General features: G+C 61.6%; 23 protein-coding genes. 8 read left to right on the forward strand and 15 right to left on the reverse strand.

The genetic code is table 11. From position 1 onward, the window contains the following. Positions 1-221: 221 nt before the first annotated feature. Positions 222-1,157 (reverse strand): Ppx/GppA phosphatase family protein, encoded by a 936-nt coding sequence (locus ACU680_RS04210; RefSeq protein ID WP_367084253.1) that lies wholly within the window; start codon positions 1,155-1,157, stop codon positions 222-224. 418 nt (positions 1,158-1,575) lie between these two features. Here ACU680_RS04210 and ACU680_RS04215 point away from each other — a divergent pair, with 418 nt between their 5' ends. Together ACU680_RS04215 and map are read left to right on the forward strand one after the other, a co-directional pair. After that, positions 1,576-1,803 carry a ParD-like family protein gene (locus ACU680_RS04215; protein WP_003225727.1) on the forward strand — a complete coding sequence of 76 codons (228 nt, stop codon included), beginning with the start codon at positions 1,576-1,578 and terminating at the stop codon, positions 1,801-1,803. Continuing rightward, positions 1,800-2,591, forward strand: coding sequence for a type I methionyl aminopeptidase (gene map, locus ACU680_RS04220; protein WP_448178721.1), 792 nt, complete (start codon positions 1,800-1,802; stop codon positions 2,589-2,591). The genes ACU680_RS04215 and map overlap by 4 nt, the downstream gene beginning before the upstream one ends. 201 nt (positions 2,592-2,792) lie before the next feature. Here map and ACU680_RS04225 read toward each other — a convergent pair whose 3' ends face one another. From ACU680_RS04225 to ribBA, 5 genes are all read right to left on the reverse strand, one after another. Then, a complete protein-coding gene (locus tag ACU680_RS04225; protein WP_448178722.1) occupies positions 2,793-3,947 on the reverse strand; it encodes an ABC transporter ATP-binding protein in 1,155 nt (384 codons plus the stop codon). 17 nt (positions 3,948-3,964) lie between these two features. After that, positions 3,965-4,774, reverse strand: a complete 810-nt coding sequence (locus ACU680_RS04230) for an ABC transporter permease (RefSeq protein WP_025111627.1) — start codon at positions 4,772-4,774, stop codon at positions 3,965-3,967. Positions 4,775-4,780: 6 nt separating this feature from the next. Then, on the reverse strand, positions 4,781-5,725 hold the full coding sequence (locus tag ACU680_RS04235; protein WP_007965717.1) for an ABC transporter permease: 945 nt from the start codon (positions 5,723-5,725) through the stop codon (positions 4,781-4,783). Beyond that, positions 5,722-6,747, reverse strand: a complete 1,026-nt coding sequence (locus tag ACU680_RS04240) for an ABC transporter substrate-binding protein (protein WP_448178723.1) — start codon at positions 6,745-6,747, stop codon at positions 5,722-5,724. The genes ACU680_RS04235 and ACU680_RS04240 overlap by 4 nt, the downstream gene beginning before the upstream one ends. Positions 6,748-7,069: 322 nt before the next feature. Next, complete coding sequence (gene ribBA / locus ACU680_RS04245; RefSeq protein WP_448178724.1) at positions 7,070-8,185, reverse strand: bifunctional 3,4-dihydroxy-2-butanone-4-phosphate synthase/GTP cyclohydrolase II; 1,116 nt, start codon at positions 8,183-8,185, stop codon at positions 7,070-7,072. A gap of 69 nt (positions 8,186-8,254) precedes the next feature. Here ribBA and ACU680_RS04250 point away from each other — a divergent pair, with 69 nt between their 5' ends. After that, the gene (locus ACU680_RS04250; protein ID WP_448178725.1) at positions 8,255-8,548 is read left to right on the forward strand and encodes a DUF1330 domain-containing protein; all 294 of its coding nucleotides are present in this window, start codon (positions 8,255-8,257) and stop codon (positions 8,546-8,548) included. Positions 8,549-8,701: 153 nt separating this feature from the next. On the opposite strand, the gene ACU680_RS04255 is transcribed toward ACU680_RS04250, so the two are convergent. The 7 genes from ACU680_RS04255 to ACU680_RS04285 form a co-directional block, all read right to left on the reverse strand. Continuing rightward, entirely contained in the window at positions 8,702-9,265 is a 564-nt protein-coding gene (locus ACU680_RS04255; RefSeq protein WP_041062549.1) for an NUDIX hydrolase, read from the reverse strand. A gap of 1 nt (position 9,266) precedes the next feature. Continuing rightward, positions 9,267-10,019, reverse strand: coding sequence for a GntR family transcriptional regulator (locus ACU680_RS04260; protein WP_007968636.1), 753 nt, complete (start codon positions 10,017-10,019; stop codon positions 9,267-9,269). 58 nt (positions 10,020-10,077) lie between these two features. Then, positions 10,078-10,467, reverse strand: coding sequence for a carboxymuconolactone decarboxylase family protein (locus ACU680_RS04265; protein WP_198760186.1), 390 nt, complete (start codon positions 10,465-10,467; stop codon positions 10,078-10,080). A gap of 131 nt (positions 10,468-10,598) precedes the next feature. Next, the gene (locus ACU680_RS04270; RefSeq protein WP_007968633.1) at positions 10,599-11,084 is read right to left on the reverse strand and encodes a flavin reductase family protein; all 486 of its coding nucleotides are present in this window, start codon (positions 11,082-11,084) and stop codon (positions 10,599-10,601) included. 12 nt (positions 11,085-11,096) lie between these two features. Continuing rightward, positions 11,097-12,578 carry an aldehyde dehydrogenase gene (locus ACU680_RS04275; RefSeq protein WP_367084258.1) on the reverse strand — a complete coding sequence of 494 codons (1,482 nt, stop codon included), beginning with the start codon at positions 12,576-12,578 and terminating at the stop codon, positions 11,097-11,099. Then, on the reverse strand, positions 12,575-13,408 hold the full coding sequence (locus tag ACU680_RS04280) for an alpha/beta fold hydrolase (protein WP_448178726.1): 834 nt from the start codon (positions 13,406-13,408) through the stop codon (positions 12,575-12,577). Before ACU680_RS04280 ends, ACU680_RS04275 begins: the two co-directional genes overlap by 4 nt. Positions 13,409-13,439: 31 nt before the next feature. Further along, the gene (locus ACU680_RS04285) at positions 13,440-14,030 is read right to left on the reverse strand and encodes an amino acid synthesis family protein (RefSeq protein ID WP_025111640.1); all 591 of its coding nucleotides are present in this window, start codon (positions 14,028-14,030) and stop codon (positions 13,440-13,442) included. Between the two features lie 449 nt (positions 14,031-14,479). On the opposite strand from ACU680_RS04285, the gene ACU680_RS04290 reads away from it, so the two are divergent. Further along, positions 14,480-15,523 (forward strand): WD40/YVTN/BNR-like repeat-containing protein, encoded by a 1,044-nt coding sequence (locus ACU680_RS04290; RefSeq protein ID WP_448178727.1) that lies wholly within the window; start codon positions 14,480-14,482, stop codon positions 15,521-15,523. Beyond that, the gene (locus ACU680_RS04295) at positions 15,520-17,904 is read left to right on the forward strand and encodes an efflux RND transporter permease subunit (protein WP_346650440.1); all 2,385 of its coding nucleotides are present in this window, start codon (positions 15,520-15,522) and stop codon (positions 17,902-17,904) included. The genes ACU680_RS04290 and ACU680_RS04295 overlap by 4 nt, the downstream gene beginning before the upstream one ends. A 261-nt stretch (positions 17,905-18,165) precedes the next feature. On the opposite strand, the gene ACU680_RS04300 is transcribed toward ACU680_RS04295, so the two are convergent. Both ACU680_RS04300 and ACU680_RS04305 read right to left on the reverse strand, forming a co-directional pair. Next, positions 18,166-18,885: a FadR/GntR family transcriptional regulator gene (locus tag ACU680_RS04300; RefSeq protein ID WP_007917986.1), complete on the reverse strand. Its 720-nt coding sequence runs from the start codon at positions 18,883-18,885 to the stop codon at positions 18,166-18,168. A 253-nt stretch (positions 18,886-19,138) separates the two neighbouring features. Continuing rightward, positions 19,139-20,875 (reverse strand): IlvD/Edd family dehydratase, encoded by a 1,737-nt coding sequence (locus ACU680_RS04305; RefSeq protein ID WP_027613081.1) that lies wholly within the window; start codon positions 20,873-20,875, stop codon positions 19,139-19,141. 194 nt (positions 20,876-21,069) lie between these two features. Here ACU680_RS04305 and ACU680_RS04310 point away from each other — a divergent pair, with 194 nt between their 5' ends. The 3 genes from ACU680_RS04310 (at position 21,070) to ACU680_RS04320 (ending at position 25,130) form a co-directional block, all read left to right on the forward strand. Then, positions 21,070-22,392: an MFS transporter gene (locus ACU680_RS04310; RefSeq protein ID WP_108590572.1), complete on the forward strand. Its 1,323-nt coding sequence runs from the start codon at positions 21,070-21,072 to the stop codon at positions 22,390-22,392. A gap of 155 nt (positions 22,393-22,547) precedes the next feature. Beyond that, complete coding sequence (gene araD1, locus ACU680_RS04315) at positions 22,548-23,540, forward strand: AraD1 family protein (RefSeq protein ID WP_448178728.1); 993 nt, start codon at positions 22,548-22,550, stop codon at positions 23,538-23,540. Positions 23,541-23,549: 9 nt separating this feature from the next. Further along, positions 23,550-25,130 (forward strand): aldehyde dehydrogenase (NADP(+)), encoded by a 1,581-nt coding sequence (locus tag ACU680_RS04320; protein WP_448178729.1) that lies wholly within the window; start codon positions 23,550-23,552, stop codon positions 25,128-25,130. Positions 25,131-25,240: the final 110 nt, after the last annotated feature.

Below are 25,240 nucleotides of genomic sequence, written 5' to 3' on the forward strand. Positions count from 1 at the left end.
TGAATTCCTTATTGGCGCTTTGGGTAGAAGGGGCGGGACGAGAAGTCTCCCACGGTCTGTACTGGTCAGAGTCAGAATCGAGTCTGTAGTCCCGCCCACCCCTTCAAGTCTAAACATACAAGCGAGCTTGCTCGCGAAGGCAGCGTGTCAGCCGATAAGTATTTGGCTGACACGCTGCCTTCGTGAGCAAGCTCACTCCCACAATAAAGATTTGCAGGGTATCAGTGCCGGCTCATCAATCCATGCAGCACACCCAGGCGCAGTCCCGGTTCCGACGGTGCCATCTGCGAAATCCCGAATACTTTGAACGCCGCCAGCATCAGCACCAGTCCACCCGGCAGGATGCTCTGACGATGCGGCTGCAAGCCTGCCAGCTTCAACTGCTGAACGTTCTTCACCTTCAGCAGCAACAGCGACAAGCGCAACAACCCGCCATAGGTAATGCCATCCTGGCCGAAGTCGTTCAAGCGATTGGCCTTGAGCACTTTCGCAAGCATCCGCGCCGTGCCGGACGAGCCAATCGTCTGCTGCCAGCCCTGCGCACGATAGCGGCGGGCGACTTTTTCGAATTGCAGGATCGCCACGCGCTCGGCTTCTTGCAGCGCACCAGGAGCAATGCGTCCGTCGGGGAAATAGCGGGCACCCAGCGTGCCGCTGCCGATGGCGATGCTTTCGGTGAGCAGCGGTTGTGTGCCCTGGCCGAGAATCAGTTCGGTGGAACCTCCACCGATATCGACCACCAACCGCATGTCCTCAGCGCCCGGCAGGGAATGAGCGACGCCGGCATACACCAGTTGCGCCTCTTCATGGCCGGAAATGACATCGATGCGAAACCCCAGATGACGTTCGGCGCTGTGCAGAAACAGCTGCGCATTGTCCGCCTCGCGCACGGCGCTGGTCGCCACCGCCCGCACCTTGCCGGCCTCGAACCCGCGCAGCTTCTTGCCGAACCGCGCCAGCGCCTGCCAGCCCCGGTCCAGCGCCATTTCGTCCAGAGCACCACCGTCAAAACCTTCGGCCAGCCGCACCGGTTCACGCAGGGTTTTGACCTCCTGAATCATCAAGCCTTTTCGACTGCGCACCGACTGGCCGATCATCAGGCGAAACGCATTCGAGCCCAGGTCGATGGCGGCAAACAGCGAGGCGTCTTCTTTCATGGGAATCCCTGCAAACATCCGTCGAAGGCTCAAGACGGTTTGCGAGGATTCTGCGGTGCGCTTGATGACATCCTGATGACGGGGCAGGGGCGGTTCAGTGAATTGTTGGCTGTCATGACACTGTCATTATCCGGCGACTATCCTGACCCCAATACATCGCGTGTTCTTAAAGTTTTCGCTGCCTCTTCGGGCAGCTTTTTTTTGCCTGAAATTCCACACGTATCCCTCAAAACCAACACAAATCCCTGTAGGAGCTGCCGAAGGCTGCGATCTTTTGACTTTGTTTTTGAAGATCAAAAGATCGCAGCCTGCGGCAGCTCCTACACGGTTATGTCGGTAGGTTTGCGGAGTGTATTTGCAATTCGTCGTGAGGGTTGGCTAATATACGATCCATATACACTTCGTATCGGATTCGGATATGGGCATCGTAAAGATTTCAGAAGACATGCACGAAAACCTGCGCATCTCCAGCAATGCGCTCAGCCGCTCGATCAACGCGCAGGCCGAGCACTGGATGCGCATCGGCATGCTCGCCGAGCTGCACCCCAACCTCGACCACAGCGCCATTTGCCGCTTGCTGATCCGCGCCGAACAGAACGGCGGGCTGGATCTGCATCAACTGACTCAGGAAGCCGTCAGCGCATGAGAAACCAGATCAAGATCAACACCCCCGCCGAAATCGCTCAGTCGCGCGCGGCCGGCAAACTCGCCGCTGAAGTGCTGGCGATGCTGGTGCCGCATGTGAAGGCCGGCGTGACCACCGATGAGCTGGATCGCCTGTGCAACGACTACATCGTCAATGTGCAAAAAGCGATTCCGGCCAACGTCGGTTATCACGGCTTCCCGAAAACCGTCTGCGCTTCGGTCAACGACGTGGTGTGCCATGGCATCCCGTCGGGCACACCGCTGAAGGACGGCGACATCGTCAACCTCGACATCGCGGTGCTCAAGGACGGCTGGTTCGGCGACACCAGCCGCATGTACGTGGTCGGTGAGGCGACGCCTGAAGCGCAGCACCTGATCAAGACCACTTACGACGCTATGTGCGCGGGCATTCGCATGGTGCGTCCGGGCGCGACGCTGGGTGACATCGGCCATGCGATCCAGAGTCTGGCGGAGAAGGAAGGTTTCAGTGTGGTGCGTGAATACTGCGGGCATGGCATCGGCAAGGTTTACCACGACGAGCCGCAGATCCTGCATTACGGTTTCCCCAATCAGGGCATGAAGCTCAAGGCGGGGATGATCTTCACCGTCGAGCCGATGCTCAATGCCGGCAAGCGCCATGTGAAGAACATGCCGGACGGCTGGACGGTGCTGACCAAGGATGGCTCGTTGTCGGCGCAGTGGGAGCATATGGTCGCGGTGACCGAGACAGGCTTCGAAATTCTCACGGCGTGGCCGGATCAGATTGAAGGCTACCGCGCTATTCCCTGAGACCGTGCTGACAGCTTCCCTCACCCTAGCCCTCTCCCGGAGGGAGAGGGGACTGACTGGATTGTCTGGACGAGTTACGCCGACCTGAAATATCGGGTCGAACTCAGGTCTTGACCATCATGGTGATCGGCTCCCTTTCCCCCTCGCCCCCTTGGGGGAGAGGGCTGGGGTGAGGGGGGGAATCCCACAGACGACACGCTATCAGTGAGAACCGGCGGCTTTGTTAAGGTCGCTTTCAGCCCATTCGGTGTAGACGCAGGCGTCCGCCGTGGCCCAGCGCACTCGCACCGGGTCGCCAGCCTTGAGCGGCATGCCGGCGGCGGACAGCGCTTTCACCGTCATCGAAGTACCGCCCGAAGTCACCACGCTGCAGGTCTGGCTCTCGCCAAGAAACAACACCTCCACCACCTGCGCCGACACCTCATTCCAACCCGCCGCCAACGGCTCTTCGCTCGCCTGTTGCACACTCAGCGCCACCGCTTTTTCCGGGCGCACCATCAGCAGCACATCCTGCTCGGTATGCAAACCAGCGGTCAGACGAATCGACAACGACTGCCCTTCGAAACTCGCCGCCGCATTGCCTTGGGCCTTGAGCTTGAGGAAGTTCGAGTTACCGAGGAACGACGCGACAAACGCATTCGGCGGGTTCTGATACAGGTCATAACCGCTGCCCAGGCCAACAATCTTGCCGTGACTGAAAATCGCAATGCGCTGCGACAGGCGCATCGCTTCTTCCTGGTCATGGGTCACGTAGACGATGGTAATGCCCAGGCGCCGATGCAGCTGGCGCAGTTCATCCTGCAAGTCTTCACGCAGTTTTTTATCCAGCGCCCCCAGCGGCTCGTCCATCAGCAGAATGCGTGGCTCGTAGACCAGCGCCCGGGCGATGGCGACCCGCTGTTGTTGGCCGCCAGAGAGTTGCGAAGGGCGGCGATGGGCGAACTGTTCGAGCTGCACCAGTTTCAACATCGCGTCGACACGCTTGTCACGTTCGGCGGCAGCGAGTTTGCGAATCGCCAACGGGAAGGCGATGTTGTCACGCACCGACAGATGCGGGAACAGCGAGTAGCGCTGGAACACCATGCCGATGTCGCGCTTGTGCGGCGGCACGTTGACCAGCGACTGCCCGTTGACCAGGATCTCGCCGCTGCTCGGGGTTTCGAAGCCGGCGAGCATCGACAGCGTGGTGCTTTTGCCCGAGCCGCTGGAGCCGAGGAAGGTCAGGAACTCGCCGTCCTTGATGTCCAGCGAGATGTTGTCCACGGCGGCGAAATCGCCGTAGTGCTTGTTCAGATTGCGCAGGCTGACCAGGGGTTTGTCGTTCTGCTGGGATGCGTCTTTGATCACGGCACTCATGTCGTACTCCTGGGCGCTCAGGCGCTGATTTCGTTGCGCCGGCGCAGCGCGGCGGCGATCACCATGACCAATACCGACAGGCCGATCAGCAGCGTCGAAGCGACGGCGATCACCGGGGTCAGGTCCTGGCGCAAAGTGGTCCACATTTTCACGGGAAGGGTTTGCAGGGTCGGGCTGGCCATCATCACGCTGAGCACCACTTCATCCCACGAAACCAGAAAGGCGAAGAGGGCGCCGGCGACCATGCCCGGACGGATCGCCGGGAACGTCACCTTGAACACTGCTTGCAGGCGTGAGGCGCCGCAGATCACCGCCGCGTCTTCAATCGACTGATCGAACAGCTTCAGCGAGTTGATGATCGAGATGATGGTGAACGGCAGCGCGACGATCACATGGCTGACCACAAAGGCAAACATGGTTCCGGTGTAACCGAGCTTGAGAAACAACGCGTACACCGCCACCGCGATGATCACCAGCGGCACGATCATCGGCAGGGTGAACAGGCCGTAGAGCATTTCCCGGCCGGGAAAACGCCCGCGCACCAGAGCAAACGCGGTTGGCAGACCGAGGGCCACGGCGCAGATCGTGGTCAGCACGGCGACCTTGAGGCTGGCCGCCGCAGCGTTCATCCAGTCGGCGTTGGAGAAGAACTGGCCGTACCATTTCAGCGTCCAGCCCGGCGGCGGGAACACCAGCCACTGCGACGAGCCGAACGACAGCAGGACGATGAACACGATCGGCAACAGCAGGAACAGGCCGATCAACCCGGTGGTGGCGTAGAGCCCGAAACGCATCCGGCGGCTCATGGCATTGGGAGTCAGGAGCATCTCGGCTTACCTCGCGTTGCTGGCGCCAACCGGGGATTCCGGCTGAAGCTTCAGGTAGAAATAGAACAGCACCAGCGTGATCGCGATCAGCAACGCGGCGCCGGCACTGGCCAGGCCCCAGTTGAGGAACGATTGCACCTGCTGAATGATGAACTCCGGCAGCATCATGTTCTGCGCCCCGCCGAGCAGCGCCGGGGTGACGTAATAACCGAGCGACATCACGAACACCATCAACCCGCCGGACGCCAGACCCGGCCGGCACAGCGGCAGGAACACCCGGAAGAAGTTGGTCCAGGGACTGGCGCCGCAGATCGAGCCAGCCTGCAGGATCATCGGGTCGATGGCCTGCATGGTCGCCTGCAACGGCAGGACGATGAACGGGATCATGATGTAGCTCATGCCGATCACCACGCCGGTCAGGTTGTGCACCATTTCCAGCGGCTGATCGATGATGCCCAGCGCCATCAGCGCCTTGTTGATCACCCCCGAGGCCTGCAGCAATACCAGCCACGAATAGGTGCGAGCGAGCAGGCTGGTCCACATCGACAGCAGCACGATGTTGAGGATCCAGCGCCCCCAGCCGCGCGGCACCAGGGTGATCGCCCAGGCCAGTGGAAAGCCCAGCAACAGGCTGAAGATCGTCACCAGCCCGGCCACCGAAAAGGTGTTGAGCAGCACCCGTGCGTACGCCGAATTGGCGAACAGTTGTTCGTAGTTGCCAAGGCCGGGAGTCGGTTCCAGTACACCGCGCAACAGCAGGCCAATCAACGGCGCGAGAAAGAACAGGCCGAGGAACAGCAACGCCGGAGCGAGGTTGCCGGCGCCGCGCCAGCGTTGTCTGAGGGACGGGGCTTGCGCCATTGCACTGGCCTTGCCTGTGGCCGGGCCGGCAGCGCTCGCGGCGCTCCCGGTGGCAGTGGAGGGACGGGACGCCGTGGCCGCCATTTTCATTTGACCAGCCATTCGTTCCACCGTGTCGCGATGGCTTGACCGTTCTTGGCCCAGTACGCGAAATCAAGAGTGATCTGATCCTTAGCGTAGGCAGTCGGCAGGTTCGGGGCCAGCACCGAGTCCAGGCGCGCCACGCTGTCGACGTTGACCGGGGCGTAGGCGGTCAGGTTGGAGAAGTCGGCCTGGCCTTTGGCACTGCTGGCGTTGGCCAGGAACTTCATCGCCGCGTCCTTGTTTTTCGAACCCTTTGGAATCACCAGAATGTCGGCCATGACCAGGTTCTGTTTCCAGCTCACGCCCACCGGCGCGCCGTCTTCCTGCAGGGCGTGAATGCGGCCGTTCCAGAACTGGCCCATGCTGGCTTCACCGGAGGCCAGCAGTTGCTGCGACTGCGCGCCGCCGCCCCACCAGACGATGTCTTTCTTGATGGTGTCGAGTTTCTTGAAGGCGCGATCCAGATCCAGCGGGTAGAGCTTGTCAGCCGGCACGCCGTCGGCCAGCAGCGCCAGTTCGAGCACGCCGGGGCTCGGCCATTTGTACAGAGCGCGTTTGCCGGGGTAGGTCTTGGTGTCGAACAGGGCGGTCCAGTCCTGCGGCTTGGCCGCGCCGAGCTTGCCTTCGTTGTAGCCGAGGACGAAGGAGAAGAAGAACGAGCCGACGCCGTAATCGCTGACGAAACGCGGGTCGATCTTTTCGCGCTGGATCACTTTGAAATCGAGGGGTTCGAGCAGGCCTTCGGCAGCGGCGCGCAGGGCAAAGTCGGCTTCGACATCGACCACGTCCCACTGCACGTTGCCGCTTTCGACCATGGCTTTGAGTTTGCCGTAGTCGGTTGGGCCGTCCTGGACAACAGTGATGCCGCTGGCCTTGCTGAACGGATCGGCCCAGGCCTGTTTCTGCGCATCCTGGGTGCTACCGCCCCAGCTGACAAAGTTCACACTCTCGGCGGCCATCGCGGCCTGGCCGGTCACGCTCAGCAGTCCCGCAAAAAGGATTGCGGTTGCAGCTTTGTTCAACACCATTTTCACGCCCTCATTGTTGTGTTTTTGAGCGGGCTTGCGTTGTTGCCCGCCTGTCGGGAGCAGTAGCCGGACGGTTTTTCAGGTCGTCCGGTCTATGGAATATCATATTATGGTATTCCAAGCTTTGTGCAAGCACTTTGCCTTACCGGTTATCTGGCGGATGTGCTTTTTTGACCGCTGAAGGATTTCGATAGGTGAAAAATTGTGGCGAGGGAGCTTGCTCCCGCTGGGTTGCGAAGCGACCCTCGCTTTATCCAGAAAAGGGGCCTGCTGCGCAGTCCAGCGGGAGCAAGCTCCCTCGCCACAGGTGATCTTCGTTTTCTCAGGAATGCTCGGTGAAGGGAATGCTCTCGACCACTTCCAGGTCATACCCGGTCAACCCCGCATACTTCAGCGGCGGCCCAAGATGCCGCAGCTTGCCCACCCCCAGGTTCTGCAGAATCTGCGCCCCGGTCCCCACCTCCGAATAGATCCGCGATTGCGAACGGCTGAACTGCCTAGGCGGCTGAGTCAATTGCGGCACGCGCTCCAGCAATGCCTGCGACGATTCATGATTGGCCAACACCACCACAACCCCATGACCTTCCGCCGCGACCCGTTGCAACGCCGCCCACAACGTCCAGTTGCTCGGCCCGCTGTACTCGGCGCCGACCAGATCCCGCAGTGGATCGATCACATGCACGCGCACCAGCGTCGGCTCTTCGCGGCGCAGATCGCCCATGACCATCGCCATGTGCACGCCGCCCTCGATGCGGTCTTCGAAAGTGATCAACCGGAAGGTGCCATGCACCGTCGGCAACTCACGCTCGCCAATGCGTTCGATGGTGTGCTCGGTGCTCAAGCGATAGTGGATCAGGTCGGCGATGGTGCCGATCCTGATCCCGTGCTTGCGCGCGAACACTTCCAGATCCGGGCGGCGGGCCATGGTGCCGTTGTCGTTCATCACCTCGACGATCACCGAGGCCGGGGTGAAACCGGCGAGGCGCGCGAGGTCGCAACCGGCCTCGGTGTGGCCGGCGCGGGTCAGCACGCCGCCTTCCTTGGCGCGCAGCGGGAAGATGTGCCCGGGTTGCACCAGATCTTCGGCGCGGGCGTCTTTCGCTACGGCGGCCGCGACTGTGCGCGCACGGTCAGCCGCAGAAATGCCAGTCGTCACGCCGACCGCCGCTTCAATCGATACGGTGAACGCGGTGCTGAACACGCTGCCATTGCTCGGCACCATCTGCTCAAGACCCAACCGTTGGCAATGTTCGTCGGTCAGCGTCAGGCAAATCAGACCGCGCGCCTCACGGGCCATGAAGCTGATCGCCTGGGGCGTGCAGCAGTCGGCGGCCAGCAGCAGGTCGCCTTCGTTTTCCCGATCTTCGTCATCGACCAGCAGGACCATTTTGCCGAGGCGATAATCTTCGAGGATTTCTTCGATGCTGTTGAAGGCCATGCTGGACTCTCAGGGTGGGTTGCAAATAATATTGGTATACCATAATACAAAATCAACAAAGAGGTCACTATGAAGGCGTACTGGATTGCCCACGTGGATGTTGACGATGCCGAGCACTACAGCCAATACACCCAGCGCGCGCCGGCCGCGTTTGCCGCTTTCGGCGCGAAATTTTTAGCGCGTGGTGGGCGCAGTGAAGCGCTCGAGGGCAGGACTACTCCTCAGCGTAGCGTGGTGATCGAGTTCGAGAGCTATGAGCAGGCGCTGGCGTGCTACCACTCGGCGGCGTATCAGGAGGCGAAACGTTATCGCGAGGAATGGGCGAGCGCGGAGATCGTCATCGTCGAAGGCCTGGCGCCGTAACCCCTGTAGGAGCTGCCGCAGGCTGCGATCTTTTGATGTTGTTTTTTAAAATCAAAGTCAAAAGATCGTCCGATCGCGGCCCGAGCCTGCGGCAGCTCCTACAGGGATTTTGGGGTGTGAGGGAATATGGGGCACCGGCAGGGTGGGATGTGATCAGCGGATAAAGTGAATCTTCCCGCTGTCATCATTGCCCATATAGATCCCATACACCCCGGCCTGACGCTCCTCGATATAGCGCTCGAGAATCTGCCGGATCGCCGGGTAATAGATCTGCTCCCACGGAATGTCCTCGGGGGCGAAGAACTTGTAGTCCAGGGTCTCGGGCCCGTACTGCCCGGTGATCTCCAGCGCGATGGCGCGGAAGATGATGTACACCTCGCTGATCTTCGGCACGCTGAAAATCGAGTACGGCGAGACGATTTCCGCGCGCACGCCGCTTTCTTCCCAGACTTCGCGCAGCGCCGCCTGCTCGGTGGTTTCGCCGCTTTCCATGAAGCCGGCCGGCAGCGTCCAAGTGCCCGGGCGTGGCGGGATCGCCCGTTGGCACAAGAGGTATTTGCCGTCCTGCTCGATGATGCAGCCGGCGATGATCTTCGGGTTGACGTAGTGGATGTAGCCGCAGCCGCGGCACATCAGGCGCTCGTGCGTATCGCCCGGCGGCACCTGCTGACCGAGGTCAGGGCCACCGCATTTCGGGCAAAAGCTCGGGCTGAACATGTCAGTGACCTATGCGCGGTTCTTTCAGCGCGATGGGCAGGGTGATGTTCGGCGTGGCGCCGGTCTCTTCCTGCTTGCGCTTGAGGTAGTCGAGGGCCACGGCGGCCGCAGCGCGCACGTGATCGACACACGCCTGATGCGCCGCCAGCGGATCACCGCTCTTGATCGCCTCAACCATTTTTTCCATTTCGTGGTTACTCGCGCCGCGCCGGTTTTCCTGGGACACCGAGGTCGCCCGCAAGTAGCTGATGCGCGCCTGCAACTGGCGCAACTGAGTGGCCGCAACATGGTTGCCCGAGCCTTCGAGCAGCACGTCGTAGAAGCCCTGCACCGAGTCGATCACCTGTTGCAGTTCGCCGTCCTTGAGCGCCTTGCGGTTCTCGTCGAGGGCTTTTTCCAGGGCCTTGATGTCCTTGGCCTTGGCGCGCAGGGTGAACAGCTGGACGATCAGGCCTTCGAGCACGCAGCGCAGCTCATAGATGTCGACCGCATCGGCGAGGGTGATGATCGCAACGCGCGGACCTTTGGCATCGGCGAACTCGACCAGACCTTCGGACTCCAGGTGGCGCAAGGCTTCGCGCACCGATGTGCGGCTGACACCGAGGCGATCGCACAGATCGCGCTCCACCAGACGATCGCCGGGCATGAGCTGGAAATTCATGATCGCGCTACGCAGTTTATCCAGCACGATTTCGCGCAGGGTAACGGGGTTGCGATTGACCTTGAAGCTGTCGTCGAGTGGCTGGCGTTTCATGGGGTCCGCTCTTTAAGTTGGCTGTCCATGCCAGACGGGCATCTAAACAGCCGAGGGGTTAACTGGAGGCCTCGGCGTCGGCTTCGGCGAAGGCTTCACGGGCAAGCCGGAAACTGTCCACGGCTGCCGGGACGCCGCAATAAATACCGACCTGAAGCAGAATTTCGCGTATTTGCTCACGACTCAGGCCGTTACGCAAGGCGCCGCGCACATGCAGCTTGAGTTCGTGCGGACGGTTGAGCGCCGAGATCATCGCCAGGTTGATCATGCTGCGCTCCTTGAGCGACAAACCCTCGCGCCCCCAGACATGGCCCCAGCAATATTCGGTGACCATTTCCTGCAGCGGGCGGCTGAAGTCATCGGCGTTCTCAATCGAGCGCTGCACGTAGGCTTCGCCCAGTACCTGGGTGCGGATCTTCAGGCCTTTTTCGTACTTTTCGTTGCTCATATTCTTCGGCTCACCTCAATCCCTGTGGGAGCTGGCTTGCCAGCGATAGCGGTGGTTCAGTCAGCATTGATGTTGAATGTTCCGACGTCATCGCTGGCAAGCCAGCTCCCACAGAGTTTTGCATTGTTCTTTCAGGCCAGGGTCGGCAACGGCCCAAGCTTGCCCTTGTGATAAATCATCGGCGTCACCGGTTGCTCGGGCAGGATCAGGTTCTTCACCGCGCCGACAATGATCGCGTGATCACCACCGTCGTATTCACGCCACAACTCGCACTCGATGATCGCCGTGGCCTTGGCGAGGATCGGGTTACCCAGTTCGCTCAAATGCCACTGGATGTCTTTGGCCTTGTCCTTGCCTTTACCAGCAAAGGCATAGGCTTCAGCGGTCTGGTCGGCGGACAGCAAATGGATCGCGAATTTCTTGCTGTCGCGCAGTACCGGGTAGGTGTCGGAGGCGTAGTTGGGGCAGAACAGCACCAGCGCCGGATCAATCGACAGCGCACTGAAGGCGCTGGCGGTGATGCCGACGATGGCGCCCTCCGGGTCGAGGGTGGTGACCACCGTGACCCCGGACGGAAACGAGCTCATGACGTCTTTGTAAATGCCGGGTTCGATCATGTCGCAGGACTCCTAGCGCATCACAAACGGATCAGGCATCGGCGCCTGAGAGAGGTTGATCCACACCGTTTTCAGTTCGGTGTAGGCCAGCACCGAATCGATGCCGCTTTCGCGTCCATAGCCACTGTTCTTGAAGCCGCCGATCGGCGCCATCGCCGACACTGCGCGGTAGGTGTTGACCCAGATGATCCCCGAACGCACATCCCGCGCCAGGCGATGGGCGCGGCCCAGGTCGCGGGTCCAGATGCCGGCGGCGAGGCCGAACTGCGAGTCGTTGGCAATCGTCAGCGCCTCGGCTTCATCTTTGAAGCGAATCACCGAAGCCACCGGGCCGAAGACTTCTTCCTGCATGATCTTCATCGAGTTGCGGTCGCACTCGAACAACGTCGGCTCGTAGAACCAGCCGTCACCGAGATCGTTCGGACGCTTGCCGCCGGTGCGCAAACGCGCACCTTCAGCGATGGCGTCAGCCACCAGACCTTCGACCACCGCCAGTTGCTGCGCGGTGGCCATCGGACCCATCTCGCTGTGGTCCTCCTGCGGGTTGCCGATGCGGATGCGCTGGGCGCGTTCGACCAGGCGGTTGACGAACTCGTCGTAGATTTCATCCTGCACCAGCAGGCGTGAACCGGACACGCAGCTCTGGCCGGAGGCGGCGTAGATCCCGGCAATCGCGCCGTTGATCGCGCTGTCCAGGTCGGCGTCGGCGAAGATGATGTTCGGCGACTTGCCGCCGAGTTCCAGCGACAGCTTGGCGAAGTTCTCGGCGCTGCTGCGCACCACATGCCGGGCCGTGGCCGCGCCGCCGGTGAAGGCGATCTTGCGGATCAGCGGATGGCGGGTGAGGGCGGCGCCGGTGCTCGGGCCGTAACCGGTGACGACGTTGACCACGCCTGACGGAATCCCGGCTTCGAGGGCCAGACGTGCCAGCTCAAGGATGGTCGCCGAGGCGTGCTCGGACGGCTTGATCACGATGGTGTTGCCGGCAGCGAGAGCCGGCGCCAGTTTGATCGCAGTCAGGTACAGCGGGCTGTTCCACGGAATGATCGCGGCAACCACACCCATCGCCTCGTGCACGGTGTAGGCAAACAGGTCGGGCTTGTCCAGCGGCAGGGTGCCGCCTTCGAGCTTGTCTGCGAGGCCTGCGGTGTAGTGGAAGAACTCCGGCAGATAACCGACCTGACCACGGGTTTCGCGGATCAGTTTGCCGTTGTCGCGGCTTTCCAACTGCGCCAGTTGTTCCTTGTTTTCTGCGATCAGGTCACCGAGACGCCGCAGCAGTTTGCCGCGGGCAGTGGCGGTGAGGCCGCGCCAGGCCGGGCTGTCGAAGGCAGTCTGCGCCGCTTGCACGGCGCGTTCGACATCGGCTTCATCGGCGTCGGGCAGTTCGGCCCAGGCTTGCGCGCTGGCCGGGTTGAGGCTTGTGAAAGTCTTGCCGGAGAGGGCGTCGACCCATTCTCCGCCGATGCACATCTGGAAGCGTGCGAGTGTCATGCAACGATCCCCTTTATATGGTTTTGTCGGGAGTGTGCGTAGTCGAGAAATTCCAGCAGCGTATGGTTGACCAGACGCGGCGACTCTACCGGCATCATATGCCGTTGCTCGGGCAGCACCGCAACCTTCGCACCGGAAATGCGCCGGGCCAGTTGCTCGGCCATTTCCGGGGTGGAACCGGGATCGAGTTCGCCGGTGGCGATCAGCGTCGGCGCCTGTATGCTGCCGAGGTCGTCGGCGCGGTACATGTCCTGGGTGGCGAACAATTCGTAGGTGGTCAGGTAGCCTTGCGGATCATTGCCGGCCAGGGTCTGACGAATGGCCGCAATCTGCGCCGGGTTGGCCGCCTGATATTCGCGGCTGAACCAGCGCGACAGCGCCGCTTCGGCGTTGGCATCCGGCCCGTGTTCGGCGGCTTGTGCAGTGCGCGCGATGACCCCGGCACGCTGTTCTTCGCTGCGGTTGAACACGCTGTTGAGTACCACCAGGCTTTGCAGGCGCTCCGGGTAGTGCAGGGCAAACGCCCGCGCCACCAGGCCGCCCATGGAGAAACCGATCACCGCGGCCTCGGGCAGATTCAGGTGATCGAGCAGCTCCAGCAACTGATCGGCATAACCGAGCAGGCCGGTGCCGCTGGCCGGGCGCGGGCTGGCGCCGTGGCCGAGCATGTCGTAGGCGATCACCTGGTATTGGGCAGACAGGCCGACGATCTGGCCGCCCCACATTTCTTTGTTCAGGCCCACGCCGTGGATCAAGACCACGGGCTGGCCTTGGCCGGTCGCCAGGTAACTGGTGCCAGCCGGGGTGAGTTCAGCGGTGAGCCGAATCATGGAGCGCTCCTGCAATGCCTTTTTATTGTGATTACTGGGCTTTTTCGGCGGCCAGTTCTTCCAGATCGATGTAGCGGTTGCCGATGCGCGGGTGCAGGCGACCACCGTCGGCGCACCCGAGCACGACGACGATTTCGTCGGCACGCGGCGCGTCTTCGATCTGCATTTCCAGAGTGATGTAGTGCGAACGCTGGCCTTCGTCGTCCTTGTGCATCATCGGGATCTGGATCGACGTGCCCGGGCCGCCGCGCTTGTTGGTGAAGCTCAGGTAGCTCTTGGCCTTGACCGCTTCGCGGTAGTGGTTGCCGAAGCGCAGGGTGTGGATCACGGCCGAGGCGTGTTCGATCTCGCCGTCGGCGCCGACCACTGCCGCTTTGCCGTACGCCTCGATCTTCTCGGCGCCGCCGATGATGCCCACCAGCCGCTCGACCATCATGGCGCCTAGGTCGGAGCAGTTGGCGCGGATCTGCGGTTTCAGATCCTCGACGAAGCCGTTGCCGACCCACGGGTTCTTCATCACCACGGCCAGCCCGACCATGGTCACTGGCTTGTCAGTGGCCTTGCCGCCTTCGATGAAGGTTTCTTCGACATAGCTGACGATCTTGCGAATTTCGAAACTCATGAGCTGCTCCGTAGGGGGATTGAGAGTGTCTGTGCGTCTGATGGTATACCATAATACCGATCGTGCAAGTCCCCCACGCAAGATTTGCCGCATCCATCCGGCGAATGGCAGCGCATTCACCTGCCATCCTCATCAATCCGACCTGTCGCAATATCGATGTAGGAGCTGCGGCACGCTGCGATCTCTTGATCTTGTTTTTAAAGACCCGGACCAAAAGATCGCAGCGTGCCGCAGCTCCTACAGGGGTTTGTGTAAGGGGCATCCGGTTAACAAAAGATAACGTGGCGCCGATTGTCAGACGTTTCCAAAGCCCGATAGGATGAGCCAGCTTCCCAAGGCGCTCTGGACTGCGGGTTTCACGGCTATGCTTGTGACCCATCAGTCACCACGAGCACCCTTGCGGCGCCCTAAGGCCGAACGGCCTAACAATAATAAATAGGGGAAGGTCTATGAGTCGTTGCCGCCCGCCGGCGTTACGCAACACCGCGTTGCTGGCCACAGCACTCACTCTGCTGGGCTGTGCTGCCTTGTCGGCACCCGCGCTGGCCGCCGAAGCGCCGGCCGACGGGGTGTATTCCACCGAATCGGCCAAAGCCGCCAAAAGCCTGATGCTCGATGTCGTCCACGCCGGCACCCGCCTGGTGGCGGTCGGTGATCGTGGGCACATTCTCTATTCCGATGACCAGGGCAAAACCTGGACTCAAGCCAAAGTGCCGACCCGGCAACTGCTGACGGCGGTGTATTTCGTCGACGACAAGCACGGCTGGGCGGTCGGCCACGACGCGCAGATCCTCGCCAGCGAAGACGGCGGCCTGACCTGGAGCAAGCAGTTTGAAGACCTCAAGCGCGAAGCGCCGCTGCTTGACGTCTGGTTCCAGGACGTCAACCACGGTGTTGCGGTCGGCGCTTACGGCGCACTGCTGGAAACCACCGACGGCGGCAAGAACTGGCAGGATGTCAGCGACCGCCTCGACAACCAGGATCAGTTCCACCTCAACGCCATCGCCGCCGTCAAGGACGCTGGTCTGTTCATTGTCGGCGAGCAGGGCAGCATGTTCCGCTCCCCGGACTGGGGCCAGACCTGGGAGAAACTCCAGGGCCCCTATCAGGGCTCGCTGTTCGGCGTGATCGGCACTGCGCAAGCGCAAACCCTGTTGGCCTATGGCTTGCGCGGCAACCTCTACCGCTCCAGCGACTTTGGCAGCACCTGGCAGCAGGTCGAACTCAAGGCCGCGCGCGGTGCGCTGGAGTTCGGTCTGTCCGGCGCCACGCTGCTTGCCGATGGCTCGATCGTGATCGTCGGCAACGGCGGCTCGGTGATCAGCAGCAGCGACAACGGCGAAACCTTCAGCGTGTTCAACCGCCCGGACCGCATCTCGCTGTCCTCGGTGACAGCGGCCGGCGACGGCAATCTGATTCTGACCGGGCAGGGCGGCGTGCACACCACGCAGCCAAACGGCGCCGAAATCAATAATAAGAAGGCGGGGCTATGACTTCCTTGATCACTCCTCAGCAGGACAAAGCGACGCTCCTCGAACGTCTGATTTTCAACAACCGCCCGGCCGTGATCCTGATCTGCCTGGTGGTCAGCATTTTCTTGTTCTGGCAAGCCACGCTGATCCGCCCGTCCACCAGTTTCGAAAAAATGATCCCGCTCAAGCATCCGTTCATCGAGAAGATGATGGAGCACCGCAACGATCTGGCGAACCTGGGCAACACCGTGCGCATTTCGGTGGAGGCTAAAGACGGCGACATCTTCTCCAGGGAGTACATGGAGACCCTGCGCCAGATCAACGACGAGGTGTTCTACATCTCCGGCGTCGACCGCTCCGGCCTCAAGTCGCTGTGGAGTCCGAGCGTACGCTGGACTGAAGTGACCGAAGAGGGTTTCGCCGGGGGTGAAGTGATTCCGCAGAGCTACGATGGCTCGCCGGACAGCCTCGACATGCTGCGCAACAACGTCCTCAAGTCGGGCCAGGTCGGGCGTCTGGTGTCCAACGACTTCAAGTCGAGCATCGTCGACATCCCGCTGCTGGAGTCCTACCCGGACCCGCAGGATCAGGGCAAGCTGCTGGCGCTGGACTACCGCCAGTTCTCCCATGAACTCGAAGACAAGATCCGCAACAAGTTCGAAGCACAGAACCCCAACGTCAAGATCCACATCGTCGGCTTCGCCAAGAAGGTCGGTGACCTGATCGACGGGCTGGTGATGGTGGTGATGTTCTTCGGCATCGCTTTCGTCATCACCCTGATCCTGCTGTTGTGGTTCACCAACTGTCTGCGCAGCACGGTGGCGGTGTTGAGCACCACGCTGGTGGCGGTGGTCTGGCAGCTCGGGCTGATGCACTTCTTCGGTTTCGGGCTGGATCCGTATTCGATGCTGGTGCCGTTCCTGATCTTCGCCATCGGCATTTCCCACGGCGTGCAGAAGATCAACGGGATCGCCCTGCAATCGAGTGAAGCGGACAACGCCCTGACGGCGGCGCGGCGCACTTTCCGGCAGCTGTTCCTGCCGGGGATGATCGCGATTCTCGCCGACGCCGTGGGCTTCATCACCCTGCTGATCATCGACATCGGGGTAATCCGCGAACTGGCGATCGGCGCGTCCATCGGCGTGGCGGTGATCGTGTTCACCAACCTGATCCTGCTGCCGGTGGCGATTTCCTATGTCGGCATCAGCAAGCGCGCCATCGCCAAGAGCAAGAAGGACGCGAATCGCGAACACCCGTTCTGGCGCATGTTGTCGAATTTCGCCAGCCCGAAAGTGGCGCCGGTTTCCATCGCCCTGGCGCTGATCGCGTTCGGCGGCGGCCTCTGGTACAGCCAGAACCTGAAAATCGGCGACCTCGATCAAGGCGCACCGGAATTGCGTCCGGACTCGCGCTACAACAAGGACAACAACTTCATCATCAACAACTACTCCACCAGTTCCGACGTGCTGGTGGTGATGGTCAAGACCGCCACCGAAGGTTGCTCGCGCTACGAAGCGATGGCGCCGATCGATGAGCTGATGTGGAAGATGCAGAACACCGAGGGCGTGCAGTCGGCGATCTCGCTGGTGACCGTGTCCAAGCAGATGATCAAGGGCATGAACGAGGGCAACCTGAAATGGGAAACCCTGTCGCGCAACCCGGACGTGCTGAACAACTCGATCGCCCGCGCCGACGGCCTGTACAACAACAGCTGTTCGCTGGCGCCGGTGCTGATCTTCCTCAATGACCACAAGGCCGAAACCCTGGATCGCGCTGTACACGCGGTGCAGGAATTCGCCAAGGCCAACAACAAGGACGGTCTGGAATTCATCCTTGCCGCCGGTAATGCCGGGATCGAGGCGGCCACCAACGAAGTGATCAAACAGGCCGAACTGACCATCCTGATCCTGGTGTACATCTGCGTGGCGGTGATGTGCATGATCACCTTCCGCTCATGGGCGGCAACCCTGTGCATCGTCCTGCCGCTGGTGCTGACCTCGGTGCTGGGCAACGCGCTGATGGCGTTCATGGGCATCGGCGTCAAGGTCGCGACCCTGCCGGTGGTGGCGCTGGGCGTGGGGATTGGCGTCGACTACGGCATCTACATCTACAGCCGACTGGAAAGTTTCCTGCGCGCCGGTCTGCCGTTGCAGGAAGCCTATTACCAGACCCTGAAATCCACCGGTAAAGCGGTGTTGTTCACCGGTCTGTGCCTGGCGATCGGCGTGTGCACCTGGATCTTCTCGGCGATCAAGTTCCAGGCCGACATGGGCCTGATGCTGACCTTCATGTTGCTGTGGAACATGTTCGGTGCGCTGTGGCTGCTGCCGGCGCTGGCGAAGTTCCTGATCAAACCGGAGAAATTGGCGGGGCAGAAGGGCAATTCGCTGTTTGCTCACTGATCCGGATGCCTGAAACGACAAAGCCGCAACCTTGGGGTTGCGGCTTTTTTATGAGTCAAGATCAAAAGCCCCTCACCCTAGCCCTCTCCCGGGGGGAGAGGGGACCGATCCGGGGATATTGGAGATCTGCACCGACTTGAACGACTTGCTTTGAATCCATAATCGACTCAGTCATTCAGGTCGATGTATGACGAAGAACAACTCGGTCAGTTCCCTCTCCCTCCGGGAGAGGGCTAGGGTGAGGGCCGGCGGTCTCAAGGCTTAAGAAAGTTCGGTGCCTAGCACGACGCTAAGCGCACTGCGCGCATCATCCAGCTGCACCAGCGTTGCATGCCTTGCACCCAGCGCATCACGGTTCTCGATCGCGGTGAGAATCGCCTTGTGCCGCGGCAGCGCCAGTTCATGCAGGTTCGGCCGCTGGTTGGAATGCTTCAACGCCTCGGCAATCGCCACCGAAAGCATGTTGCACAGGTTCGCCAGCAGATCGTTGTGAGTCGCGTCGGCGATGCGGCTGTGGAAGTCCAGATCCGGTTGCAGCAAGGCCTCCGGAGTCGGTGCCGCTTCCATGCGCTGATAAGCCTCGCCGATGGCCGCGATGTCGGCCTCGGTTGCATGCTGGGCGGCGAGGGCGGCAGCGGCCGGTTCGATGATGCTGCGTACGCTGGTCAGCACATTGAAGAATTCATTCTGCGGACTGCTTTGCATCAGCCAGTGCAGCACGTCCGGATCGAGCATGTGCCACTCGCGACGGGCCTTGACCACCGTGCCAACGCGCGGTTTGGAATACACCAGCCCCTTGGCCACCAGCACCCGCGTGGCTTCGCGCAACACCGGCCGGCTCACCGCGTATTCCTCGCACAACAGCGCTTCGGCGGGCAGTTTGTCGTCGGGCAAAAAGCGTCCGGATACGATCTGCATGCCCAGTTCCTGGACAATGCGCGAGTGCATGCTTTTGCGGTCGGAAGGTTTGCGGTAATCCATGGGGAACGGCGCGATCCTGAGCGATGGAGATGCCGCGCATCATAGCAGGCGTGCGGCGCAATCATCAGGCCTGAAATCTGCGAACACCCTGTGGCGAGGGAGCTTGCTCCCGCTGGGCTGCGCAGCGGCCCCAAAACCGGTATATGCGGTTCTCCTGTGATACCGCTAATGCTGATTTGCGACTGCTACGCAGCCGAGCGGGAGCAAGCTCCCTCGCCACAGTGGTTGGATTCAGGCCTGAAAGATTTTGCTGTTAATGAGAATGTCGCGGGACTTCGGCCCCTCGGCAACCCACCAGGAAGTCAAAGTCACAGCCCTGATCCGCCTGCAGCACATGATCGATGTACAGCTGACGATAGCCACCCACCAACAATTGCTGCGGTGGCTGCAGATCCGCCATGCGCGCCGCCAGTTCGGCATCCGGAATGTCCAGATGCAAACGCCCGCTGGCGCAGTCCAGCTCGATCCAGTCGCCTTCCTGCACCACCGCCAACGGCCCGCCGGCCGCCGCTTCCGGGGCGACGTGCAAAACCACCGTGCCGTACGCGGTGCCACTCATCCGCGCGTCGGAGATACGCACCATATCCGTTACGCCCTGTGCCAGCAGCTTGGCCGGCAAGCCCATGTTGCCGACCTCGGCCATGCCCGGATAACCCTTTGGCCCGCAGTTCTTCATCACCAGAATCGAGTCTTTATCGACATCCAGTTCCGGATCATTGATTCGCGCCTTGTACATGTCGAAGTTCTCGAACACCACCGCGCGACCGCGATGCTGCATCAGCTCCGGCGTGGCGGCTGACGGCTTGAGCACCGCACCGAGCGGCGCCAGGTTGCCGCGCAGCACGCAGATACCGCCGTCAGCGCGGATCGGATTGTCGAGGGTGCGGATCACTTCGTCCTCGCCATAGATCGGCGCATCCTTGGTGTTCTCGCCCAGCGATTTACCGTTGACGGTCAGGGCATTCGGATTGGGGATCAGATTGGCCTCACCGAGACGCCGCAGTACTGCCGGCAAGCCACCGGCGTAGTAAAACTCTTCCATCAGAAAACGCCCGGACGGTTGCAGGTCGACGATGGTCGGCATGCCACGCCCGATGCGGGTCCAGTCGTCCAGATCCAGCTCGACGCCGATGCGCCCGGCGATGGCTTTCAGGTGAATCACCGCGTTGGTCGAACCGCCGATGGCGGCGTTTACACGGATAGCGTTTTCAAACGCTTCCTTGGTCAGAATCTTCGACAGGCGCAAGTCTTCGCGCACCATCTCCACCGCGCGCATGCCGGACATGTGCGCCAACACATAACGCCGTGCATCCACCGCCGGAATCGCCGCGTTGTGCGGCAGGGACGTGCCGAGCGCTTCGGCCATGCAGGCCATGGTCGACGCGGTGCCCATGGTGTTGCAGGTGCCCGCCGAGCGCGACATGCCGCCCTCGGCTGCAAGGAAATCGTCGATGGTGATGGTGCCGGCCTTGACCTGCTCGCTGAGCTGCCAGACCACGGTGCCGGAACCGATGTCCTTGCCCTTGTGCTTGCCGTTGAGCATCGGCCCGCCGGTGACGACGATCGCCGGCACATCGCAACTGGCCGCGCCCATCAGCAGCGCCGGGGTGGTTTTGTCGCAGCCGGTCAGCAGCACCACGCCGTCAATCGGGTTGCCGCGAATCGCTTCCTCGACGTCCATGCTTGCCAGGTTGCGGGTGAGCATGGCGGTGGGGCGCAAGTTTGACTCGCCATTGGAGAACACCGGGAATTCCACCGGAAAGCCACCGGCCTCGATCACCCCGCGTTTGACGTGCTCCGCGATCTGGCGGAAATGCGCGTTGCACGGGGTCAGTTCCGACCAGGTGTTGCAGATGCCGATGATCGGCTTGCCATGAAACTGGTGGTCGGCGATGCCCTGATTCTTCATCCAGCTGCGGTACATGAAGCCGTTCTTGTCGGCGGTGCCAAACCATTGGGCCGAGCGCAGGGTGGGTTTCTTCTCAGACATGATCGATTCTCTTATTGTAAGACTATTGTTTGCGAGTCACGGCTAAACATAAGCGCAAAATCGTCGCTTTGGAAGTGTTGTTGGGTAATTAGTATTACTATATAGTCGTTTTCGACGGAGGGATTGGCCCTGGCGGTTTTCCGCGAGAGGCGTCCCCCGAGGTTCTATAAAAACAACAATCGGAGACCGATCCCATGAGCCAGGAACTGCGGCTTGTTCGCCGCATCACGCTGAAACTGATCCCCTTCCTGATCCTGCTGTACCTGATCGCCTATGTGGATCGCTCCGCCGTCGGCTTCGCCAAGCTGCACATGGGCGCCGACATCGGTATCGGTGACGCGGCCTACGGTCTCGGTGCCGGGCTGTTTTTCATCGGCTACTTTCTTCTCGAAATCCCCAGCAACCTGATGCTCGAGCGCTTCGGTGCGCGGCGCTGGTTCGCGCGGATCATGATCACCTGGGGCGCAATCACCATCGGCATGGCGTTCGTCCAGGGCCCGCACAGTTTCTACGTGATGCGCTTTCTGCTCGGCGCGGCGGAGGCGGGGTTCTTCCCCGGCGTTCTGTACTACATCACCCAATGGTTCCCGGTGCGCCATCGCGGCAAGATCCTCGGCCTGTTCATCCTCTCCCAACCGATCGCGATGATGATCACCGGCCCGGTGTCCGGCGGCTTGCTGGGCATGGACGGCATCCTCGGTCTGCACGGCTGGCAGTGGCTGTTCATCGTCATCGGGACCCCGGCGATCCTGCTGACCTGGCCGGTCCTGCGCTGGCTGCCCGATGGCCCGCAAAACGTGAAGTGGATGGATCAGGCCGAGAAAGACTGGCTGACCGGCGAACTGAAAAAGGATCTTCAGGAATACGGCCAGACCCGTCACGGCAACCCGCTGCATGCACTCAGGGACAAACGCGTGTTGCTGCTGGCGCTGTTCTACCTGCCGGTGACCCTGAGCATTTATGGCCTCGGCCTGTGGCTGCCGACGCTGATCAAACAGTTCGGCGGCAGCGATCTGGTGACCGGTTTCGTCTCGGCGGTGCCGTACATCTTTGGCATCGTCGGCCTGCTGATCGTGCCGCGCAGTTCCGACCGCATGAATGACCGCTACGGCCACCTGGCGGTGCTCTATGTATTGGGCGCGCTGGGCCTGTTCTTCAGCGCGTGGCTGACCCTGCCGGTGGCGCAACTGGCGGCGCTGTGCCTGGTGGCGTTCGCGCTGTTTTCCTGCACCGCGGTGTTCTGGACCTTGCCGGGGCGGTTCTTCGCTGGGGCGAGTGCGGCGGCTGGGATTGCGCTGATCAACTCGGTGGGCAACCTCGGCGGGTATATCGGGCCGTTCGTGATTGGTGCGTTGAAGGAATACACCGGGAATCTTGGCTCCGGCCTGTACTTCCTCTCGGGGGTGATGGTGTTCGGTTTGATCCTGACGGGCATCGTCTACCGCGTGCTGGAACGCAAGCACGTGCTGCCGGTCGAGCAGTTTGCCGCCAGTGCACGGGGCGCCACCCGTACCTGATATCAACCGAACCATCACCGCAAACCCTGTGGGAGCTGGCTTGCCAGCGATGACGGCGGTACATCCAACATAGCGGTATCAGACAGATTGCCATCGCTGGCAAGCCAGCTCCCACAGGGTTTTGCAGTTCGAAGTTTTGTTTACAGGAGAAATTTATGCATCTGGTTCAATTCGAATTGATCAACGGCGAGCGCCGCGTCGGCGTGGTCGACAACGGCCTGATCCGCGAAGTGCAGGACGCCCGCAGCGTACGCGATCTCGCGCTGGCCGCCATCGAAGCCCGCAGCACTCTGGAGCAGCAAGTACAAACCCACGGCCTCGGCATCAGTCATGACTATGCGCAGTTGCTCAAAGACCGGCGCATCCTGCCGCCGCTCGATCACCCGGACCCGGCGCACCTGCTGGTCAGCGGTACCGGCCTGACGCACCTGGGCAGCGCCTCGGCGCGGGACAAGATGCACCAGCAGGCCGGCGACGAAGCGCAAATGACCGACACCATGCGTATCTTCAAATGGGGCGTGGAGGGCGGCAAACCGGCGGCAGGGCAGGCGGGCGTGCAGCCGGAATGGTTCTACAAGGGCGACGGCAGCATCGTCGTGCGTCCGGGCGAGGCCTTTCCACTGCCACCGTTCGCCGAGGATGCCGGCGAGGAACCGGAAATGGCCGGGCTCTACGTCATCGGCCACGACGGCAAACCGTATCGTCTCGGTTTCGCGGTGGGCAACGAATTCTCCGACCACGTCATGGAACGCAAGAACTACCTGTACCTGGCCCACTCGAAACTGCGCAGTTGCAGTTACGGCCCGGAACTGCGCACCGGCGAATTACCGCAGCATCTGGCTGGCACCAGCCGCATCCTGCGTGACGGCGAAGTGCTGTGGCAGAACGAATTCCTCAGCGGCGAGGCCAACATGTGCCACAGCCTCGCCAACCTTGAATACCACCACTTCAAATACCGCCAGTTCCTGCGTCCGGGCGACGTGCACGTCCACTTTTTCGGCACTGCGACCCTGTCGTTCGCCGATGGCATCCGTACCCAACCGGGCGACCAGTTTGAAATCAGCCAGGCCGAATTCGGCGCACCGCTGGTCAACGGCATCGCCCCGGCAGCAGCGGCTTTTCAACCGCACAGCATCGGCACCCTTTAAGGAGCTCCCATGACTCAGATTCTCGGCCACAACTACATCGGCGGTCAGCGCAGCGCAGCGGGCAACGTCAAATTGCAAAGCGTCGACGCGACCACCGGCGAACAGCTGCCGTACGATTTCATTCAGGCGACTGAAGCCGAAGTCGATGCCACCGCCAAAGCCGCCGCCGCAGCGTACCCGGTGTATCGCAGCCTCAGCGCCGAACGCCGCGCGCAGTTTCTCGACGCGATTGCCGATGAGCTGGATGCGTTGGGTGATGATTTCGTCGCGCTGGTCTGCCGCGAAACCGCGCTGCCGGCAGGGCGAATTCAGGGTGAGCGCGGGCGCACCAGCGGGCAGATGCGCCTGTTCGCCAAAGTTCTGCGGCGCGGTGATTTCTACGGCGCGCGAATCGATTTGCCGTTACCGGATCGCCAGCCGTTACCGCGTCCGGATCTGCGCCAATACCGCATCGGCCTCGGCCCGGTAGCAGTGTTTGGTGCGAGCAACTTTCCGCTGGCGTTCTCCACCGCCGGTGGTGATACCGCTGCGGCGCTGGCCGCCGGCTGCCCGGTGGTGTTCAAGGCGCACTCGGGTCATATGGCAACCGCTGAACGGGTCGCCGATGCACTGATTCGCGCCGCCGAAAAAACCGCGATGCCGGCAGGTGTATTCAACATGATCTACGGTGGTGGCGTTGGCGAATGGCTGGTCAAGCATCCGGCGATCCAGGCAGTGGGTTTCACCGGTTCGCTCAAGGGCGGGCGCGCACTGTGCGACATGGCCGCGGCGCGGCCGCAACCGATCCCGGTGTTTGCCGAGATGTCGAGCATCAACCCGGTGATCGTTCTGCCGCAAGCCCTGGCTGAGCGCTCGGAAACCATCGCTCGCGACCTGACCGCCTCGGTGGTGCAGGGCTGTGGTCAGTTCTGCACCAATCCGGGTTTGGTCATCGGTATTCGCTCGCCGCAGTTCAGCGCCTTCGTCCAGCAAGTCGCCGGGCTGATCGGCGACCAACCGGCGCAGACCATGCTCAACGCCGGCACCCTCGGCAGCTATGGCAAAGGCCTGCAGAAACTCTTGACGCATTCCGGGATCGAGCACTTGGCGGGCCAGCCGCAGCAGGGTAATCAGGCGCAGCCGCAATTGTTCAAGGCTGACGTCAGTCTGTTGATCGGCGGTGACGAGGTGCTGCAGGAGGAGGTGTTCGGCCCGACCACGGTGATCGTCGAAGTGGCCGACAAGGCGCAACTGAGCGCGGCATTGCACGGCCTGCACGGGCAACTGACGGCGACGATTATCGGCGAGCTGGCCGACTTCGAACGCTTCCCGGAGCTGACGCCGCTGCTTGAGCAGAAGGTCGGGCGGATCCTGCTCAATGGCTATCCGACCGGGGTCGAGGTGTGTGGTTCGATGGTGCATGGCGGGCCGTATCCGGCGACATCCGATGCGCGCGGCACCTCGGTGGGGACGCTGGCGATTGATCGCTTCCTGCGCCCGGTGTGTTTCCAGAATTACCCGGATTTCTTGCTGCCGGAACCGCTGAAAAACGCCAACCCGTTGCGTATCCAGCGGCTGGTGGATGGCAAGCCGTCACGCGACGCGTTGTAACTGACAGCCGATATCCCTGTGGGAGCTGGCTTGCAAGCGATGAGGACGGCACATTCAATATCGATGTGTCTGACAAATTGCTATCGCTGGCAAGCCAGCTCCCACAGGGT

Source organism: Pseudomonas sp. LF020, assembly GCF_053456425.1.

Coding starts and splice junctions, on each gene's coding strand:
- araD1 (WP_448178728.1), top strand. CDS start 22,548: ATGCATCTGGTTCAATTCGAATTGATCAACGGCGAGCGCCGCGTCGGC.
- ACU680_RS04235 (WP_007965717.1), bottom strand. CDS start 5,725: ATGAAAATGGCGGCCACGGCGTCCCGTCCCTCCACTGCCACCGGGAGC.
- ACU680_RS04240 (WP_448178723.1), bottom strand. CDS start 6,747: ATGGTGTTGAACAAAGCTGCAACCGCAATCCTTTTTGCGGGACTGCTG.
- map (WP_448178721.1), top strand. CDS start 1,800: ATGAGAAACCAGATCAAGATCAACACCCCCGCCGAAATCGCTCAGTCG.
- ACU680_RS04310 (WP_108590572.1), top strand. CDS start 21,070: ATGAGCCAGGAACTGCGGCTTGTTCGCCGCATCACGCTGAAACTGATC.
- ACU680_RS04275 (WP_367084258.1), bottom strand. CDS start 12,578: ATGACACTCGCACGCTTCCAGATGTGCATCGGCGGAGAATGGGTCGAC.
- ACU680_RS04295 (WP_346650440.1), top strand. CDS start 15,520: ATGACTTCCTTGATCACTCCTCAGCAGGACAAAGCGACGCTCCTCGAA.
- ACU680_RS04305 (WP_027613081.1), bottom strand. CDS start 20,875: ATGTCTGAGAAGAAACCCACCCTGCGCTCGGCCCAATGGTTTGGCACC.
- ACU680_RS04280 (WP_448178726.1), bottom strand. CDS start 13,408: ATGATTCGGCTCACCGCTGAACTCACCCCGGCTGGCACCAGTTACCTG.
- ACU680_RS04255 (WP_041062549.1), bottom strand. CDS start 9,265: ATGTTCAGCCCGAGCTTTTGCCCGAAATGCGGTGGCCCTGACCTCGGT.
- ACU680_RS04300 (WP_007917986.1), bottom strand. CDS start 18,885: ATGGATTACCGCAAACCTTCCGACCGCAAAAGCATGCACTCGCGCATT.
- ribBA (WP_448178724.1), bottom strand. CDS start 8,185: ATGGCCTTCAACAGCATCGAAGAAATCCTCGAAGATTATCGCCTCGGC.
- ACU680_RS04290 (WP_448178727.1), top strand. CDS start 14,480: ATGAGTCGTTGCCGCCCGCCGGCGTTACGCAACACCGCGTTGCTGGCC.
- ACU680_RS04320 (WP_448178729.1), top strand. CDS start 23,550: ATGACTCAGATTCTCGGCCACAACTACATCGGCGGTCAGCGCAGCGCA.
- ACU680_RS04225 (WP_448178722.1), bottom strand. CDS start 3,947: ATGAGTGCCGTGATCAAAGACGCATCCCAGCAGAACGACAAACCCCTG.
- ACU680_RS04230 (WP_025111627.1), bottom strand. CDS start 4,774: ATGCTCCTGACTCCCAATGCCATGAGCCGCCGGATGCGTTTCGGGCTC.
- ACU680_RS04270 (WP_007968633.1), bottom strand. CDS start 11,084: ATGATCGAACCCGGCATTTACAAAGACGTCATGAGCTCGTTTCCGTCC.
- ACU680_RS04210 (WP_367084253.1), bottom strand. CDS start 1,157: ATGAAAGAAGACGCCTCGCTGTTTGCCGCCATCGACCTGGGCTCGAAT.
- ACU680_RS04285 (WP_025111640.1), bottom strand. CDS start 14,030: ATGAGTTTCGAAATTCGCAAGATCGTCAGCTATGTCGAAGAAACCTTC.
- ACU680_RS04265 (WP_198760186.1), bottom strand. CDS start 10,467: ATGAGCAACGAAAAGTACGAAAAAGGCCTGAAGATCCGCACCCAGGTA.
- ACU680_RS04215 (WP_003225727.1), top strand. CDS start 1,576: ATGGGCATCGTAAAGATTTCAGAAGACATGCACGAAAACCTGCGCATC.
- ACU680_RS04260 (WP_007968636.1), bottom strand. CDS start 10,019: ATGAAACGCCAGCCACTCGACGACAGCTTCAAGGTCAATCGCAACCCC.
- ACU680_RS04250 (WP_448178725.1), top strand. CDS start 8,255: ATGAAGGCGTACTGGATTGCCCACGTGGATGTTGACGATGCCGAGCAC.